At 46.6% G+C, this 19963-nt stretch carries 11 protein-coding genes; 6 read left to right on the top strand and 5 right to left on the bottom strand.

What is annotated here, in order from left to right:
* Positions 1 to 10 precede the first annotated feature (10 nt).
* The 5 genes from NBH01_RS01815 to NBH01_RS01795 form a co-directional block, all read right to left on the bottom strand.
* Positions 11 to 922: a ketopantoate reductase family protein gene (locus tag NBH01_RS01815; protein ID WP_055299120.1), complete on the bottom strand. Its 912-nt coding sequence runs from the start codon at positions 920 to 922 to the stop codon at positions 11 to 13.
* A gap of 50 nt (positions 923 to 972) precedes the next feature.
* On the bottom strand, positions 973 to 2076 hold the full coding sequence (gene ychF, locus NBH01_RS01810) for a redox-regulated ATPase YchF (RefSeq protein ID WP_234141531.1): 1104 nt from the start codon (positions 2074 to 2076) through the stop codon (positions 973 to 975).
* 706 nt (positions 2077 to 2782) lie between these two features.
* Complete coding sequence (gene araJ, locus NBH01_RS01805) at positions 2783 to 3925, bottom strand: MFS transporter AraJ (protein ID WP_008761692.1); 1143 nt, start codon at positions 3923 to 3925, stop codon at positions 2783 to 2785.
* 241 nt (positions 3926 to 4166) lie between these two features.
* Complete coding sequence (locus NBH01_RS01800) at positions 4167 to 5474, bottom strand: Fic family protein (protein WP_055219039.1); 1308 nt, start codon at positions 5472 to 5474, stop codon at positions 4167 to 4169.
* 147 nt (positions 5475 to 5621) lie between these two features.
* Positions 5622 to 7007 (bottom strand): alpha/beta hydrolase family protein, encoded by a 1386-nt coding sequence (locus NBH01_RS01795; protein ID WP_370448832.1) that lies wholly within the window; start codon positions 7005 to 7007, stop codon positions 5622 to 5624.
* 267 nt (positions 7008 to 7274) lie between these two features.
* Here NBH01_RS01795 and susR point away from each other — a divergent pair, with 267 nt between their 5' ends.
* From susR to NBH01_RS01765, 6 genes are all read left to right on the top strand, one after another.
* Entirely contained in the window at positions 7275 to 8927 is a 1653-nt protein-coding gene (gene susR / locus NBH01_RS01790; RefSeq protein WP_008767355.1) for a SusR family glycan utilization regulator, read from the top strand.
* 187 nt (positions 8928 to 9114) lie between these two features.
* Positions 9115 to 12114: a SusC/RagA family TonB-linked outer membrane protein gene (locus NBH01_RS01785; RefSeq protein WP_016269138.1), complete on the top strand. Its 3000-nt coding sequence runs from the start codon at positions 9115 to 9117 to the stop codon at positions 12112 to 12114.
* 15 nt (positions 12115 to 12129) lie between these two features.
* Positions 12130 to 13620, top strand: a complete 1491-nt coding sequence (locus NBH01_RS01780; protein ID WP_062694129.1) for a RagB/SusD family nutrient uptake outer membrane protein — start codon at positions 12130 to 12132, stop codon at positions 13618 to 13620.
* Between the two features lie 36 nt (positions 13621 to 13656).
* Positions 13657 to 15171 carry a SusE domain-containing protein gene (locus NBH01_RS01775; protein WP_250699975.1) on the top strand — a complete coding sequence of 505 codons (1515 nt, stop codon included), beginning with the start codon at positions 13657 to 13659 and terminating at the stop codon, positions 15169 to 15171.
* A 13-nt stretch (positions 15172 to 15184) separates the two neighbouring features.
* Positions 15185 to 16963, top strand: coding sequence for an endo-dextranase (locus NBH01_RS01770; RefSeq protein ID WP_250699950.1), 1779 nt, complete (start codon positions 15185 to 15187; stop codon positions 16961 to 16963).
* Between the two features lie 34 nt (positions 16964 to 16997).
* A complete protein-coding gene (locus NBH01_RS01765; protein WP_250699949.1) occupies positions 16998 to 19502 on the top strand; it encodes a glycoside hydrolase family 31 protein in 2505 nt (834 codons plus the stop codon).
* The last annotated feature ends 461 nt before the right edge of the window (positions 19503 to 19963 follow it).

Here is a 19963-nt window from a genome sequence, read left to right as displayed (position 1 = left end):
CGGTTTGTAATTAGTGTTTTGTGAATTTTTCGGCAACCATCCGGTAAGTTGGTATGTCGATACCTTGCTCCTCGGCTGCTGCAATCATGTCAAACAGCAAACCTTGTATTTCCGATTCATGTCCCCGTGCCAAGTCCTTTTGCATGGATGCGGTACTGTCGGGATCGAGTTTATCAATGACTTTCAAATTGTAGCTGACGGGGTCTTCGGGAAATTCCACTCCCAACTTACGTCCCAGTGCGGCACTCTCAGTAGAAAGGCCGATGAACGTATCACGTACTTTCCCTGGCTTCTGAACTTCACCCATCGGTACATCATAGTAAGCACCAGTGACCGCCATTGCCGAGATGAACGACCATTTGACGAATGTATCCCGATTGATGTCCGGAGAAATCTCAGCTTTGATTCCACTTTCCTGAAGGTCTTTCTGAATAGCTTCCAGGATGGCGGGAGCCACCTGTGTCCCTTTGTGGGCGCCATACACCAGACGGAAGATTTTCCCCATCTGAGTGATCTCTCCCGTGCCGGAAACAAAGCCGACAATGTAGATGCAACCATCGAGCACCGTTACACCCGGAACGAGACGCTGAATGCGTGGTCCTGTCCCGTAAACATTCAGGATAGGGATGACGACTGTCTTCTCATGCGATGCTCTTTTGATGAGTTCGGTAATCGAATCGACGGAATATCCTTTCACGCAGACGAAGATCACATCCGCTTTTCCTTTGAACTCTTCGGCCGTCGTAGCCTTAATCTGAAGCGTATGTTCACCCTTCAGATCCGATTTCAATTTCAGACCATTGGTTTGTATTGACTGCAAATGAGCTCCACGGGCAATACAAGTTACATCTTTTCCTGCAAGCGACAGAAAGCCTGCTATACTGCCGCCTACTCCACCGGTTCCTGCTATGAGATATTTCATGTCATTGATGCTTATGTGATAATTAATAAGTCGTTAGTGATTACCGATAATCACACATTGAAGCGGAAGTGCATGATGTCGCCGTCCTGCACCACATATTCTTTTCCTTCCACACCGAGTTTTCCGGCTTCCTTGACAGCCGCTTCGGAGCCGTACTGGATATAATCATCGTATTTGATTACTTCCGCACGGATAAATCCTTTCTCAAAATCGGTATGGATGACGCCTGCGCATTGCGGAGCTTTCCATCCTTTCTCGTAAGTCCATGCACGTACTTCCTGTACGCCGGCTGTGAAGTAGGTTTCGAGGTTCAGCAGTTTGTAAGCTGACTTGATAAGACGTGCAACGCCCGATTCTTCCAGCCCTACTTCGGCAAGGAACATCTGACGGTCTTCGTATGTTTCCAGTTCGGCGATGTCTGCTTCGGTCTTTGCAGCGACAATGAGTATCTGTGCATTTTCATCTTTCACGGCGTCGCGCACCATGTCTACGTATTTGTTGCCGTTTACCGCACTTGCTTCGTCTACGTTGCAGACGTACATCACGGGTTTGCTGGTCAATAGGAAGAGTTCGTGAGCAATCTTTTGTTCGTCTTTCGTTTCGAAAGTGACGGTGCGGGCGGATTTGCCTTGTTCCAGTGCATCCTTGTATTGAACGAGTACGTCATAAGCCTGTTTTGCAGCCTTGTCGCCACCGGTCTGAGCCTGTTTCTGTACTTTCTGGATGCGGCTTTCGATGGTTTCCAGGTCTTTCAGCTGAAGTTCGTAGTCGATGATCTCTTTGTCTCGGACGGGGTTTACGCTTCCGTCTACATGAGTCACGTTGTCATCGTCGAAGCAGCGGAGTACATGGATGATTGCGTCTGTTTCGCGGATATTGGCGAGGAATTTGTTTCCCATCCCTTCGCCTTTGCTTGCACCTTTCACCAGTCCGGCGATGTCTACGATTTCTACAGTCGTGGGGACAATCCGTTGGGGATGTACCAGTTCTGCCAGTGCGTTCAGACGTTCGTCGGGAACGGTGATTACGCCTACATTCGGTTCGATTGTACAGAAGGGGAAGTTTGCCGCTTGCGCTTTTGCGTTTGACAAACAGTTGAAAAGTGTCGATTTACCTACGTTCGGAAGTCCGACAATACCACATTGCAATGCCATATTAATCTATTATTTCTTTTATTATCAATGAATCATATCATGTGAGCAGCGATTTGGCGCTAATCTCCCGATAAAAACAGTTTTGATTGCCAGCCTGCTCATTTTAGTTTGCAAAGATAATCATTTTTTGAGCTAATGAGGGAAACTTGGTGCACTTTCTGTCTTTTTCTGATAATTGTACAGGCTGGAAAAAGGTTTTGAGCAAATTGACAAAATGAATTTTTAGTCTCTTCAGAATGCCGTTTTCCTGCCCGACGGCGGGAATGGGAGAAAATATGCGAATGAAAATCTGTATTTTGTTCATAAATAGGGTGGTATCTGAATCTTTACAATGCTAATAATTAGAAAGTAATGTCCATCTTGTCAAATATGAAGGCTTGATGCGTTGGATAAGGCTGACTGATACGTTGGATATATATGACCAACACGTTGGATAAGGTTAGCTGACATGTCAGACATTAATGTTCTGCAGGTTGGGTATTAATGTTCTGCATGTTAAGTAGCGACCCTTTTGCATAATCTTCCAATATAATCGAAAGGATATGCAGATAGTCTGCATATTGATACATTGTTTTATTGCTTTGAGAGCTGGCTAGCATTCTTCTGAAAATGTATCTGTCAGCAGAAACGTCAATATGCTTTCATACTGAAAGGCAGTTCCCTGTTTGCTTTGTTTATTGCGTTATTCGTTCTTATAGGAGTTACTTTAGTATTTGGCTTGATACTTCTTATAAAAGATCAGGAATAGGATGAAGCCGATCAGTGCGAACGGAACACCCGTCAGGGCGGGATAACGGTAGCCGCTGCTGACTGCCAGCCCTCCTGCATAAGCTCCGATGGCATTTCCCAGATTGAACGCTACCTGTACACAGGCAGCTCCGAGCATTTCGCCTCCTTTGGCTACACGGATTATCAATATCTGTTCCGGACTGGATACGGCAAACAGTCCTGCGGTGCAGAGGCACATCAATAGCGCAGCCGCCCATTTGTAGGGAGAGAGGAAGAAGATAAGCAATAGCATCAGGCAGATCAGTGCTTGTGCGGCAGTTCCTACCTTTCCGGGAGTGTAACGGTCGGAGAGCCGCCCGCTGATCAGATTTCCCATGACCATACCGAATCCGGCAAGAATCATCAGCGGGGTGATACTTTCGGCAGAGAAACCGGAGACATGAGTGAGCATTGGATTGATATAGCTATACCAGCAGAATACACCGCCATTACCTAATGCCGTAGCACCCAGAATGAGCCAGGGAGCCGGAGTTTTGAGAAAGCGGAACTGTCCTTTGAAACCGGTATCTTTCAGCCCTTCTACCTGAGGAACCCAACGCCAGATGTAATACAGAATGACGATTCCCCAAAGTCCTACCAGCAGGAAGGTAGCCCGCCACGAAAGCATGGTGCTTAAAGAAGTTCCCAGCGGTACGCCGAACAGGTTGGCGATGGTCATTCCGGCTATCATGATGGAGACAGCCTCTGAACTTTTGCCTTTATCGGCAAGCCTTTCCGCAACGATAGAACCGACCCCGAAATAGGCTCCGTGAGGGAGTCCGGAGATGAAGCGGGAGATAAGCAGCATCCAGTAGTTAGGTGATAATGCCGCACAGATATTGCCTACCATAATCAGCGTGACTAATACCAGCAATATATGTTTTAATGGATATTTACGTGCTAATGTCAATACAGGGGCGCCGACACAAACGCCTAGTGCGTAGGCGGAAATGAAATGTCCGGCAGCAGGGATGCTAATCTTTAAATCTCTGGCTACATCGGGCAGTATACCCATCATCACGAACTCGGCGATACCCAATCCGAGGGTACCGAATGCCAATGCAATAAGACTTTTCTTCATACGAAACCTAACCTGATGCCTGTTACTTTTTACCTTCTTTATTTAGCGTATTTTTTACGGGGTGCAAAGGTAAAACAAAATCTCTCAGAATGAGTTCGTCAGGAACGATTTTGATTTAAATCAATTTGTACAATGTCTGTGTATGTTTAAAGTAATAGGTTTGATGTGGTTGCTTTATAGTTAGTTGCCTTTCTTTCCAATCCTTGCAAATATTTGAAGAATTTGCAAGAATTGGAAAGAGCTAAGTGATTGATTTAACAATTTCGTCGAACATTTCTCCTTTTACATACCCTTTCTTTACTTTATTAAGTGATATTTCATCTATCAGTTTTCTTTCTACAAGACCGTCAATATCATTTTTGGCGGTAGTATGAGTAACGGAAAATCTGTTTTGTAGTTCTTTTACGGTGAATAATATTTTAGGATTATCATTAATAAGCCTAAGAATATCTGCTTGACGTTCGTTGATATTATCTAACTTATAGAATACGGAAGCTTGATGTTTCTGCTCTAATTTACGTTTGATATAAGTTTGTAGTTCTTTGAAGGCAAGCTCCAGTACTCGCAGGTTGTAAGCTATGAAATATCCCATGTCTTTTTCATCAGCTTCCGTATATAAATAAGCATTCTCATAGGATTTTTTTGATTTGGCAATTACCCTTGAGATGGATAAATATTCAGTTAACCAATAACCGCTTTTGAGCATATACCAATAGAATAAAGCTCTTGCAGTACGTCCGTTCCCATCTACAAATGGGTGCATATAGGCAATCATAAAATGAATGATAATACCTTTGATAATCGGATGAATAAATACTTTGGTATTATTTTCATTGAAGAATATGCATAAGTCTTCAATAAATGGAAGAATATCTTTATATGAAGGTGGTGTATGTACCACCTCATGTGTGATAGCATCTTCCACTACTACTTCATCATTCGTCCTGTATGCCCCTGCATCGGCAGGGTTTTCTAACGTTTTTTCGGTCATTAAGACATGAATATGCCGTAATAGCTCAGATGATAGTGGGGTCTGTATATTTTGGGTTATAAAACGTATGGTTTGATAATTATTAAATATCATCTGTTGCGATTTGTCCTGTGGGGAAAGGCTTTTTCTTAGCATTTCCTTGGCTACTTTTCTGGTTGTCGCCGCTCCTTCCATTTGACTGGAGGATATTGCTTCTTCCATTAATGAGCTAATCAGATATTGTTCTTTGTTTTCTACTGGAATGATTGAATTGCTTCCCCAAGAACCGCCGAAGTTCATATCAAACTCGTGGCACATCCGTTGCATAGCATTGGTTATACTGATAGATATGCCGTACTTCTTCCATACTATGATTCGTTTCGCTCTCCGCGATGCTTTTATGTAACACCATAATTCTTTGCTGGATATACCTTCTGGAGTCTTTTGATACTTTACATCAGACCAATAACTATACTTATCATTGTTTTTTTCTATGATTGCCTTGAGTTTTTCAAGCGGATCAGTGAGAAGAACTTTCAAATATTCTTCCTGACTAATTTGAGGAGGGAGTTCAATCATAATATCATCCGTTTATATTATATTTTAGTCTACAAATATAATTCTTTTCTTTCCAATTCTTGCAAATTCTTCAAACATTTGCAAGAATTGGAAAGAAAAGAATGTGATATTGAGAAATACTGCCCGAAAAGTATATCATTAGTAAATTTATTGCTGCTTTTTTATCCATTCAGTCATGTCTTTCAGGACTTCCGGATTTATTGTCTCTTCCAATTGTCCGTATTCGGCTAAAGTTCCTTTCTCACAAGTCTGAAACAGGTGGTTCAGTTTTGGATAGACTTTGATTGTCACATTCTTGTTTCCGTTCTCGCTGATGTGCTGCTTGATAGCAGTCAGATTCATATCGGCATCTACCTGAATGTCTTTTTCTCCGTTTAATGCGAGGACCGGGCACTTTATTTTTTTCAGACTTGCAGTCGGATCGTATCTCATAAAGTGGAGATACCACGGTGAAGTCATGAAGTTTATTTGGGCAGATAGTTGTTGTACGGTATTCAGGTCTTTCAACTGTTCGGCAGACATGGTTCTGGTAACATCAGCGTAAACTTCTTTTCTGATTTCATCCGACGACTTGTCCGTTTGCTGTAATAAAGAGTATCTGTGGCGAACGGATGGTTTCATTGTCTGCCACACCGGATCGGGCATCCCTTGGGACTTGGAAATCAATTCAACTTGTTTAAGCATCAAGCTGTCACCTCGCACGGCAGCTCCTGCCAATGATATGATAAATGAGATGTTGGGGTCTTTGGCGGCAATATCAAATGCGATTGTTCCACCGCAGCTATGTCCGATAATGCCGATTTTCCGGGTATTAATTTCTTTTCTGCTGCGTAGATAGTTCAGCGCTGCTTCCGTATCTTTTGCGAAATCTTCGTTGGTAGCACTTGCATAATCTCCTTGCGAAGCGGCTGTGCCACGATCATCGCATCTTAGTACGGCAATTCCGTTACGTGTCAGATAATCGGAGATAACAAGAAATGGTTTATGACCCATGATTTCTTCATCTCTGTTTTGAGCACCACTTCCCGTAACCAATACTACAGCCGGAAATTTACTCCCTTTCTCCGGAAGGGTTAATGTGCCTGCCAGAGTGATTCCGTCCTGCGTATTCTTTACGTTGACTTCTTCGACCTTATAAGGAAAAGGCGGCTGAGGCTCCTGCGGGCGTTTAGGCCCGCTAAACTCTCCTTTCGTCAGATTCAATGGGAGGGGCATTCCTTGTGTGAATGTGCCGGTAATGGTTTGGTCGGCATTCAGCTTTCCTTTATAAGAGGCATGGATAATCGGTATCTGAACAGTCAGTGTAGAGTCTTGAAAAGAAGTTGTTTCCGTTTTTATATCTTTGGTTCCCTGATCGGGGCTGTCAAGAGTTGTCATATAAGTCCCCTGTTCCGTATGTTTGATATGGAATACAATGGTTAACGAACCGGCAGGAAGGGAGAGTTTGCCATGCCATGTGCCCGAAATGTCTTGTGCGGAAAGATGTGAAGGAACTGTCAGTTCGATTAAAAAGCCGATGAAAGCGATGAGCATGAAACAACGTTTTGAAGTTTTCATAGGAATGAAATTTGGGTTTATAAATGGCATTTGCAGATCAGAGATGTAGCATTAAATGCCTTTCTTTGATGACAAAGATATGCTTTTATATTAGATAACTTCTTTTTTTGTGGATATATTCAGTGGCATGAACCGCCATTTTCATAAAGGAGCCATTTTCCGGATATTCGCAATAATATTCCGTAGAAATAATGTCGGTTTCTGAAAGACTTTTATCTTTGCAGATATAATACATATGGCGCTATGAGAAAGATTATTTTGATTTTCGTGACAATTGTTCTTCCCTGTTTGCTTTGCGCAAGAAATGATGATAAGAGTACAGATATGCTGCTTCGTGAGATTGACGGAATTATCAGGAACCGTCAGACTTACGGTGCAGAAAAAGAAGCACGTATCTCCGATTTGAAGAAGTTGCTGTCCGAGGCTACCTCCGATGAGCAGCGTTATGGATTTTGCGGCAGGCTTTTCGACGAATATCGGGCTTATAATCTGGACTCTTCGTATGTATATGCACAGCGGAAGCAGGAACTGGCTTCTCATTTGAACAAACAGGATTATCTGGATGATGCCGCCATGAATATGGCAGAGGTGATGGGAACCACCGGAATGTACAAGGAAGCTTTGGAGCAGTTGGGACAGATAGACAAGAAAACCCTGTCTGATTATCTCTATCCCTATTATTACCACTTGTATCGTACTATTTACGGGTTGATGGGAGATTATGCCGTCACCGAGAAGGAGAAAAAAGAGTATTACCGGATGACGGACCTGTATCGGGATTCCCTTTTACAGACTAATGCCTCCGACTCATTGGGCCATGTGCTGGTGATGGCCGACAAATGCACCGTACACGCCCAATATGACCAGGCAATAACCATGCTGACCGACTTCTACCGGAAACCCTCTCTGGACGATCATTCCAAGGCGATGATTACTTATACCTTGTCAGAAGCCTATCGCCTCAAAGGAGACAAGAAAGGGCAGAAACACTTTCTGGCTCTCTCGGCCATCGCTGATTTAAAATCGGCAGTCAAAGAATATGTTTCCTTACGGAAACTCGCCTCTCTTGTATATGAAGACGGAGACATTGATCGTGCATACAACTATCTGAAATGCTCGCTCGAAGATGCTACGCTCTGCAATGCCCGCCTTCGTACCCTGGAAATCTCACAAGTCTTCCCCATCATCGATCAGGCTTACCAACTGAAAACCAAGCGGCAGCAACAGGAAATGAAGATATCTTTGATCTGTATCAGTCTGCTTTCCGTCTTTCTGCTGGTGGCTATATTCTTCGTTTACAAGCAGATGAAGAAAGTGGCTGCTGCCCGTCGGGAAGTGATTGACACGAATACGCTTCTGCAAGAGCTGAACGGTGAACTTCATGACTCCAATTCGCAACTGAAAGAGATGAACCATACCCTTTCGGAGGCTAACTATATTAAAGAGGAATACATCGGTCGCTATATGGACCAGTGTTCCACCTACTTGGATAAGATGGACTTATACCGTCGTTCCCTGAATAAGATTGCGGCTACCGGCAGGGTAGAGGAGTTGTATAAAGCTATTAAATCTTCCCAATTCCTCGAAGAAGAGCTGAAAGAGTTCTACGCAAACTTCGATATGACCTTCCTGCAACTCTTCCCCAACTTTGTGGAAGAATTTAATGCGTTGCTTGTCGAACCGATGCAGCCCAAGCAGGGTGAACTGCTGAATACCGAACTTCGTATCTTTGCCCTGATCCGTCTGGGGATTACGGATAGTACCAAGATCGCCCAGTTCCTCCGCTACTCTGTGACCACTATTTATAATTACCGGACACGTGTCCGCAACAAGGCACTCGGCGAACGGGATGAGTTTGAGGCTAAAGTAATGAAAATAGGGAAGGTGGAAGAGTAAGAAATCCACTACTTTTTTAGCACGGTTGCTATTCTGTAATATTCTTATTATTAGTGTTTTATACTGTATTGTGCTGTATAAACCACTATATTTTTGCTATCTGGCAAAAGAAGCGCATTTAATTGTGGATACTTTTGTTTCAGTGAAAACAAAAAGTAATCCTAATATTAACTTTAAATTGATGTACATGGAACAGAGTATAAAGTCGAAAGGCTTTGAACATCGCCTCCTATTAATAATGTGGGGCTTGTTACTATCTCTTAGTGCATTCGCACAGCAGATTACAGTAAAAGGACATGTAGTGGACGCCACGGGCGAACCGGTGATCGGTGCCAGTGTGATAGAAGGCAAGTCCACGAACGGCACGATTACCGATATCGACGGTAACTTCTCATTAAATGTTTCTGCTAACAGCACATTGACCATTTCTTTTGTCGGCTATAAGACGCAGACTGTTTCGGTGAACGGAAAAACCGCACTGAAAGTAACCTTGCAGGAAGATACCGAAGTATTGGACGAAGTTGTTGTAGTAGGTTACGGAACGATGAAAAAGAGTGACCTGACCGGCGCCGTATCTTCTGTAGGAGTCAAAGATATCAAAGACTCTCCGGTAGCCAATATCGGTCAGGCAATGCAGGGAAAAGTATCCGGCGTGCAAATTATCGATGCCGGCAAACCGGGGGACAATGTAACCATTAAAATCCGTGGTCTGGGTACGATCAACAACAGCAACCCGCTGATTGTCATCGACGGGATTCCCACCGATTTAGGCTTATCTTCCTTGAATATGGCTGATGTGGAACGGGTAGACGTACTGAAAGATGCTTCGGCAACTGCCATCTACGGTTCGCGCGGTGCCAACGGTGTAGTGATGATTACCAGTAAACGCGGTGCCGAAGGCGCCGGAAAGGTAACGGTCAATGCGAACTGGGCGATACAGAATGCAACTAAAGTGCCTGATATGCTGAATGCCGCCCAATATGCAGCATTGAGCAATGATATGCTCTCAAACAATGACGATAACACCAACCCTTACTGGGCAGACCCTTCTTCATTGGGAAAAGGAACCAACTGGCTCGACGAGATGCTGCGCACGGGAGTGAAGCAGAGTTATTCGGTCAGCTATTCCGGCGGCACGGAAAAGGCGCATTATTATGTGTCCGGCGGTTTTCTCGATCAGTCCGGCATTGTGAAGAGTGTCAATTATCGCCGCTTCAATTTTCAGGCGAACAGTGACGCCCAAGTCAACAAATGGCTGAAATTCACCACCAACCTGACATTTAGCACAGATGTCAAAGAAGGAGGAACATACAGTATCGGTGATGCGATGAAAGCCCTTCCCACCCAACCGGTGAAGAATGATGACGGCAGTTGGAGCGGTCCCGGACAGGAGGCGCAATGGTACGGAAGTATCCGCAATCCGATCGGTACGCTTCACATGATGACTAACGAGACGAAAGGATATAACTTTCTCGCGAACATCACCGGAGAGATCACCTTTACTAAATGGCTGAAACTGAAAAGTACCTTCGGCTATGACGCCAAGTTCTGGTTTGCCGACAACTTCACGCCGGCATACGACTGGAAACCGAATCCGGTAGAAGAATCTTCCCGCTACAAAAGCGATAACAAATCATTCACCTACCTGTGGGACAACTACTTCGTATTCGATCATACTTTTGCAAAGAAACACCGTGTAGGTGTGATGGCAGGTTCTTCCGCACAGTGGAATAACTACGATTATCTGAACGCACAGAAAAACATTTTCATGTTCGACAATATCCATGAGATGGACAACGGAGAAAAGATGTACAGCCTTGGCGGCAGCCAGAGCGACTGGGCACTGCTCTCACTGATGGCACGTCTCAACTACTCATACGAAGACAAATACCTGCTGACGGCTACCGTACGTCGTGACGGCTCTTCCCGCTTTGGTAAGAACAACCGATGGGGAACATTCCCTTCCGTATCTCTGGCTTGGCGTGTTTCTCAGGAAGACTGGTTCCCGAAAGATAACTTCCTGATGAACGATCTCAAACTGCGTGTCGGATACGGTGTGACCGGTAATCAGGAAATCGGTAACTATGGATTTGTCGCATCCTACAACACGGGTGTCTATCCTTTCGGAAACAATAACTCCACTGCTTTGGTATCTACCACTCTCTCCAATCCGAACATCCATTGGGAAGAAGTGCGCCAGGCCAACTTCGGAGTGGACATGAGCCTGTTCGATTCGCGTGTCAGCCTTTCACTGGATGCTTATATCAAGAATACGAACGATATGCTGGTGAAGGCTTCCATCCCCATCACTTCGGGCTTTGAAGATACTACCGAGACTTTCACCAATGCCGGCAAGATGCGCAACAAAGGAGTGGAAATGACATTGCGTACCATCAACCTGAAAGGCATCTTCTCCTGGGAATCCGCTTTAACGGCTACCTACAATAAAAATGAGATTCTGGACCTGAACAGCGAAACTCCGATGTTTATCAACCAGATAGGCAATTCATACGTGACCATGCTGAAAGCCGGTTACCCGATCAACGTTTTCTATGGATACGTTACCGACGGGCTTTTCCAGAACTGGGGAGAAGTCAACCGCCACGCCACCCAGCCGGGCGCAGCTCCGGGGGACATCCGCTTCAGAGACTTGAACAACGACGGAGTGATTAACGACGAAGACCGTACGATCCTTGGCAATCCGAATCCGAACTGGTTCTTCTCACTCTCCAACAACCTATCTTACAAAGGATGGGAACTCTCCGTTTTCCTGCAAGGAGTGGCAGGCAACAAGATTTATAATGCCAACAATGTGGACAACGAAGGAATGGCTGCCGCCTACAACCAGACCACAGCCGTACTGAACCGCTGGACAGGAGAAGGCACAAGCTACTCCATGCCGCGTGCCATCTGGGGCGACCCGAACCAGAACTGCCGCGTATCCGACCGATTTGTGGAAAACGGCTCGTATCTCCGTCTGAAAAATATCACCCTTTCGTATACACTGCCTAAAAAGTGGTTGCAAAAGATTCAACTGGAAAACGCCCGTATCTCCTTCTCTTGCGAGAATGTGGCGACTATCACCGGATATTCGGGCTTCGACCCCGAGGTGGATGTCAACGGTATAGACAGCAGCCGTTACCCTATCTCGCGTACATTCAGTATGGGCTTGAACTTTAACTTTTAAATCAGGAGGAAGAAAATGAAAAAGAAACTGACTTTTATAATGATACTTGTCGTACTTGCCTTGACATCGTGCAGTGATTTTCTGGATAAGTACCCCAAATACGGTGTGGACCCCGAATCGGAAGTGACCAATGAGATTGCCGTAGCACTGACTACTGCCTGCTATAAGACGTTGCAGTCGTCCAATATGTATAATCAGCGCCTGTGGAGCCTCGACATCCTTGCCGGCAACAGCGAGGTAGGTGCCGGAGGAGGAACCGACGGACTGGAAACTGTTCAGGCGGCTAACTTTATAGCGCAGAGCGACAACGGTTTTGCCCTGTACGTATGGCGTTCTCCGTGGGTAGGCATCGGACGTTGTAATATCGTGCTTTCCAATCTGCCTTCGGCTGCCATCTCCGATGAGATAAAAGACCGTTGCATGGGTGAGGCATATTTCCTGCGTGCTCATTACTACTATATCCTCGTCCGCCTTTATGGTGGCGTACCTTTGCGGTTACAGCCCTTTGAGCCAGGACAGTCGACGGATATTGCCCGCAATACGGTGGATGAGGTATATGCGCAGATTCTATCGGACTGTAAGAATGCGGTGGATATGCTTCCCCCAAAGAGCAGTTATGGAGAAAATGACAAGGGACGTGCCTGCAAAGAGGCGGCAATGGCTATGCTGGCAGATATTTACCTGACGCTGGCGCCCAATCATCGGGATTATTACAGTGAAGTTGTTACGTTGTGCGACCAGATTACTGCGATGGGATATGATTTGTCTCAGTGCAAGTATGCCGATAATTTCGATGCTACGATCAATAACGGTGCGGAATCCCTTTTCGAAGTACAATACTCCGGCAGTACGGAATACGATTTCTGGGGAGGGGACAACCAGTCTTCCTGGCTGTCGACCTTCATGGGACCCCGCAACTCCGGTATGGTGGCAGGCGCTTACGGATGGAATCTGCCTACGGAAGAATTTATCAAAGAGTACGAAGCGGGCGATTTGCGCAAAGATGTGACCGTGTTATATCAAGGCTGTCCTGCTTTCGACGGCATGGAATACAGACGTTCATGGTCGGGTACAGGTTACAACGTCCGGAAGTTCCTTGTGTCGAAGACCGTTTCGCCGGAATATAATACTAACCCGAATAACTTCGTGGTATACCGTTATGCGGATGTCCTGTTGAAGAAGGCGGAAGCCCTGAACGAACTGGGACATCCCGACCAGGCTGCCGCACCTCTGAATATTGTCCGTCAGCGTGCCGGACTGGCGGATGTGCCGACTACCTTGAATCAGGAAACAATGCGGGAAAAGATTATTCACGAACGCCGGATGGAACTTGCTTTTGAGGGACATCGTTGGTTTGACATGATTCGCATCAATAATGGTAACTATGCGATTGAGTTCCTGAAATCCATCGGCAAGAATCAGGTGACGAAGGAACGTCTGCTGCTGCCCATCCCGCAGACAGAGATGGACTCTAACAATCTGATGACTCAGAATCCCGGTTATTAATCGCTTTTACAATCATTCATTTAGACAGATCATATGATGAAGAAATATATATATCAGATGTTGTGCTCTCTTTTCATCGGCGGAGCGATGGTTTCCTGCGCCGAGGATTATATGGAGACGGACAAGGGACATGATACGCTGACTCTTACGGTGAATCAGCAGGAGATCGTATTGAACGAAAAGAATCACAGTCAGGAGGCGTTAACGCTTTCATGGACTACGGGAACGAACTACGGAAGCGGAAACCGTATCTCTTATACACTGGAAATAGCCAAGGCGGGAACCGACTTCACCCGTGCCTATTCCGTAGATTTAGGAACGGGAACTTATCAGTGGACGAAGAAAACGGAAGAACTCAATCAGTTTCTGAACACGCAGCTAGGCGTCGGCTATGCCGAAAAAGTATCGCTGGAAGCACGCATTACCGCTACTGTTGCCGGAATGGAAGAAAAGGAGCAGCGTGCCACAGTTGCGCTGGATGTGACTACTTATCAACCGGTTACTCCGACGCTTTACCTCATCGGAGAAGCTGCCCCTAACGGATGGAGCGCCGATCAAGCGACGCCTATGGAGCGCACGGACAACGGACAGTTTACGTGGACAGGAAAGCTGAATACCGGTGTATTCAAGTTTATAACGACATTGGGAGAATTTCTTCCATCCTACAACCGGGATGCCGCTGCCGGAGAAGAACTACGGCTTATCTACCGCACATCGGGCGACGAACCGGACGAACCGTTTACAGTCAGCAAGGAAGCGACCTATATAGTCAAGGTAGACCTGCTCGACCTGACAATGACCATGACCGAAACGGAAAACATCGGATGGCGCTTTGAAGAATTCTATATTGTCGGCTCCTTTACCGGCGACAATGGCTGGGGATTCGAGGCACTGTCTAAAGATGCCGTTCAGATGAATCTGTTCCATTATGGTGCCGTGATTCCGTGGAAGGCGGACGGTGATTTTAAGTTTGCCACTCTTGCGGACTTCGGTCAGTCGGATGCTTTCTTCCATCCTACCGAAGAGAACGCTCCGTATACTTCCACTTCTGTCGTACTGGGAGGTGAAGACCATAAATGGCAAATGAAGGAAAGCGAATGTGGCAAGGCCTATAAAGTGCTGTTCCTCACAACCAAGGGAAAGGAAAAGATGCTGATGCGTCCGTTTACCCCTTACGAAGGACTGTATCTGGTAGGCGATGCCACTCCGAACGGATGGAGCATCGACAACGCCACTCCGATGACTAAAAGTGCCGACAGCCCTTACATCTTTACCTGGAGCGGTACACTGAATACAGGGGAGATGAAGATTTCCTGCGATAAGCAGTCCGACTGGAACGGAGACTGGCTGATGGCGGACAAGAACGGAAAGACACCGATCGGTGAAGTGGAGACAGCCTTATTTACCAGTAAAACGGATGCGGAACTGAAGAATATGTATCCGGATGCAGACCTCGGCAGTCTGGATAATAAATGGAATATTCAGGAAGCAGGCTCGTATCGGATTACGATTGACCAGTTGAAAGAAACGATTTCGATTGTAAAACAATAAACAAGTATTCAAGATGAAGAAGATAATATATTTGGTAGCTGCCTTCCTGTGTCTGGCTTGCAGCGACGATCATGAATCGAACCCACAGAACGGAGGAGCATCGGGCAGTGTGACCGAAGTAACTCCGGTGACATCGGACTTATGCGTGGAACTGACAACCGACAAGGCTTTTTATAAACCGAACGAGACGGTGACTTTCACTGCCGCCGATGCCTTGCCTGCCGGAACAAAGGTCCGTTATCGCCTTTCGGGAGAAATAGTCGGAGAAGAACCGGTCAGCGGTACGAACTGGACATGGAAGGCTCCTTCCACCGATTTCAAAGGATACATGGCAGAACTTTACCGGCAGGAAAACGGTACGGATGTCATCGTCGGTACGATTGCGGTAGATGTATCCAGTCATCCGGCACGTTTCCCCCGATATGGCTTCGTGGCAGATTTCGACGGAGACAAGACAGAAGAGAAAACGCTGGAAGAGATGGCTTATCTGAACCGCCATCACATCAACTGGGTACAGTTTCAGGACTGGCACAATAAACATCATTGGCCGCTGGGCGGCACACGCACGCAGTTGGACGAGGAATATCTCGACATTGCGAACCGCCCTGTCCATACAAGCTCTGTGAAGAATTATATCAAGGCACAACAACATTTTGGAATGAAGTCCATGTTCTATAATCTTTGTTTCGGGGCATTGAAGGATGCGGCTTCCGACGGGGTGAAAGAAGAATGGTATCTGTTTAAGGACGCTTCGCATACCACGAAAGACAGTCACGACCTGCCAAGCGGATGGAAGAGCAATATCTATCTGGTAGATCCTTCCGACAAGGAATGGCAGCAATATATGGCGGAACGGAATGACGACGTGTATGCGAACTTCGCCTTCGACGGCTATCAGATCGACCAGTTGGGCAAGCGGGGAACGCTTTACAACTACAACGGTACACCGGTCAACCTCCGCGAAGGATATGCTTCTTTTATCGAAGCCATGAAGCAGGCGCATCCCGACAAGAGTCTGGTGATGAATGCCGTAAGCCGCTACGGTGCCCGTCAGATCGGAGAAACCGGTAAAGTAGATTTCTTCTATAATGAGATGTGGGCGGATGAGGCGGACTTTACCCATCTGAAAGCCGTCCTGTATGAAAACGGAGTGTATGGCAATAATCAGCTGAATACGGTTTTCGCTGCCTATATGAACTATAATAAGGCGGATCATCGGGGAGAGTTCAATACAGCGGGCATCCTGCTGACGGATGCGGTGATGTTCGCTTTGGGTGGCTCGCATCTCGAACTGGGTGGTGACCATATGCTGTGCAAAGAATATTTCCCGAACGACAACCTGACGATGAGCGAGGAACTGAAAACGGCAATGGTTCACTACTACGACTTCCTCACGTCTTATCAGAACCTGCTCCGCGATGGCGGAACGGAGAACAGCATCGCTATGAACTGTACCAACGGAGAAATGAAACTCAACGTATGGCCTCCAAAGTTGGGGTCGGTCACTACCTACGCCAAGCAGGTAGACGGCAAGCAAGTAGTGCATCTGCTTAACTTCTCGCAGGCGAACAGCCTTAGCTGGCGGGACGTGGACGGCACCATGCCCGAACCTGCCCTGATCACGAAAGCGGCCTTGCAGATGAACCTGCCCGCCAAAGTGAATAAATTGTGGGTGGCATCACCGGACGTACACGGAGGAGCCTTGCAGGAACTGGCGTTTACGCAGGAGAACGGGGTAGTTTCCTTCACACTGCCTGCCTTGAAATACTGGACAATGATTGTAGCTGAATAAGGCAGTTGCAACGGAATAACTAAAAACGATAGGTATGAAGATTAGATATAAGTTTGGGGTGTGGATGTTGTGTCTGATGTTTCCGGCGTTGGTCTGGGCAGAAAACGCAAAAAGTATATGTACCTCTTTTACGCAGCAGGGACGTCAGGTGACTTTTCACCTGGCGGACAGTGCCGCGCTGCAACTGCAACTTTGCAGTCCTTCCGTGGTAAGAATCTGGTTCTCGCCGGACGGGAAGCTGCAACGGAGAAACGCTTCCTTTGCCGTGATCAATGAAGAACTGGAAGATGTGGGAACGGTTCATGTGGACGAACAGGCCGCCTGCTATGAGATATTTACCTCGAAGCTGCGCATACGGGTGAACAAGTCGCCGATGAGCATCCAGATATTCGACAAATATCAGAAACTCCTCTTCAGTGACTATGCCGATAAAGGACACGTAAGCGAAGGCACGAAGAAGATGGAATATAAAACGCTTCGCCGTGACGAGCATTTCTTCGGGCTTGGGGAAAAGACCGGCAAGATGGACCGCAGAGGAGAATCTTACAAGATGTGGAACAGCGATAAACCTTGTTACAGTGTGGTGGAAGACCCTCTTTACAAGAGCATCCCTTTCTTTATGAGCAGTTACCGGTATGGTATTTTCCTTGATAATACGTATAAGACAGAATTTAAGTTCGGAACGGAAAGCCGTGATTATTACAGCTTCGAGGCGCCGGACGGGGAGATGATTTACTACTTCATCTTCGGCAAGGACTATAAGGAAATCCTGAGTCAGTATGTAGGACTGACGGGCAAACCTATCATGCCTCCGAAATGGGCATTGGGCTTTGCGCAATGTCGTGGCCTGCTGACAAGCGAGAAACTGAGCCGCGAAATAGCCGAAGGCTACCGGACACGCGGCATCCCCTGTGATATTATCTATCAGGACATCGGCTGGACGGAACATCTACAGGACTTCGAATGGCGGAAGGGCAACTACGGGCATCCGAAAAAGATGCTTGCCGACCTGAAAGAAATGGGATTCAAGGTAGTCGTATCGCAAGACCCGGTCATCTCGCAAGCCAACAAGAAGCAATGGGAGGAAGCGGACCGTCTGGGATATTTTGTCAAGGACAGCACGAACGGGAAGAGTTATGACATGCCGTGGCCTTGGGGCGGAAATTGTGGGGTAGTGGATTTTACCTTACCTGCCGTAGCCGACTGGTGGGGAACCTATCAGCAGAAACCCATTGACGATGGCATCTCCGGCTTCTGGACGGATATGGGAGAACCCGCATGGAGCAACGAAGAGCAGACCGAACGCCTTGTGATGAAACATCACCTGGGTATGCACGACGAAATCCATAATGTCTACGGACTGACTTGGGATAAAGTGGTCAAAGAGCAGTTCGAGAAACGGAATCCGAACCGTCGCGTCTTTCAGATGACCCGTGCCGCTTATGCGGGATTGCAGCGTTATACGTTCGGTTGGACGGGAGATTGCGGAAATGGAGACGATGTATTGCAGGGCTGGGGGCAACTGGCTAATCAGATTCCGGTGATTCTTTCCGCAGGGCTGGGAGTGATTCCGTTTACTACCTGTGACATTACGGGGTATTGCGGAGACATCGAAGACTATCCATCCATGGCGGAACTTTATACCCGATGGATACAGTTCGGTGCATTCAATCCTTTGAGCCGTATTCATCATGAGGGGGATAATCCGGTAGAACCGTGGCTCTTCGGTCCGGAAGCGGAAAAGAACGCGAAGGAGGCCATCGAACTGAAATATCGTTTATTGCCTTATATCTATACGTATGCCCGCGAAGCTCATGATACGGGATTGCCCATCATGCGTCCTCTCTTTTTGGAATATCCGGCGGATATGGAAACGTTCTCTACCGATGGGCAGTTCTTGTTCGGACAAGAGCTGCTGGTAGCTCCGGTGGTGAAGAAGGGGGCACGTACGAAGAATGTCTATCTGCCCGAAGGCACTTGGATTGACTACAACAATAAACAAACAGTCTATACCGGAGAACAGTGGACTACCGTGGAAGCTCCCTTGTCGTGCATCCCGATGTTTGTAAAGCAGGGTTCCATCATCCCCACCATGCCGGTGATGAACTACACGCATGAGAAACCGGTCTATCCGCTGATCTTTGAAGTATTTCCGGCAAGGAACGGAGAAGAGGCTTCATTCACTTTGTACGAAGATGAGGGAGAAGACCTCGGCTATCAACGGGATGAGTTTGCCAAAACTCCCGTTCGCTTCCGGACGGAGGAGGGTGGTTATCTTCTTTCGGTTGGTGCCCGTGAAGGAAAAGGGTATGCAGTGCCCGCTCCCCGAAACTTTATTTTCCGTATGTATCTGAAGACGGCTCCCAAAGGAGTTACCGTGCAAGGCAAGAAAGTAAAGAAGGTGAAGCCGGAACGTCTGGAAGAGAATCCGGACGATGACACTGAAAGTATGGTGTGGAGTTGGGATAAGGCGACCGGTATTTGCAGCCTTCGTATGCCGGACCGAGGGGAAGAAAGTCGGATTTCCCTGCGTTTATGACTTGAACTCAACGCCTACATAAAGATATAAATTTGAAGAATTGCTGTCATCTGTCACTAAACCTGTGACAATAGTCTGATAATTAAATCATAAGACCGTGACAGCAACCTGTGACAGCAGCGTGACGGAAAGATTTGCCGTCACGCTGTCATTCATTTCAGCTATTAATAAGCCGAGTTTGTTTTAAGGTATGAAACTACAGTTCCCATTGCTTGAAACTTTGGTTCCCATTACTTGAAACTATAGTTTCATACGCTTGGAACTTTTGGTTTCAAGCCTTTGGAACTACAGTTTCTCACTGATGAAACTCTAGTTTCAAGCAATGAAACTAATTAAGAAATTGTACTTCCCTAATAATGGTTGACTTGTTTATCTCTAATAGCTGCTATGTGTTGACTAGAAATATTACTAACCCTGGCAGCTGTTTACTTTATTATTTATTATTCCTGCCTCCGGTTTAC

The sequence above is a fragment of the Bacteroides sp. B1-V-101 genome (assembly GCF_023656585.1).
GTDB classification, from domain to species: domain Bacteria; phylum Bacteroidota; class Bacteroidia; order Bacteroidales; family Bacteroidaceae; genus Bacteroides; species Bacteroides thetaiotaomicron.
The sequence above is the reverse complement of the archived record's forward strand: the minus strand, read 5'-3'. Positions and strand labels throughout refer to the sequence as shown.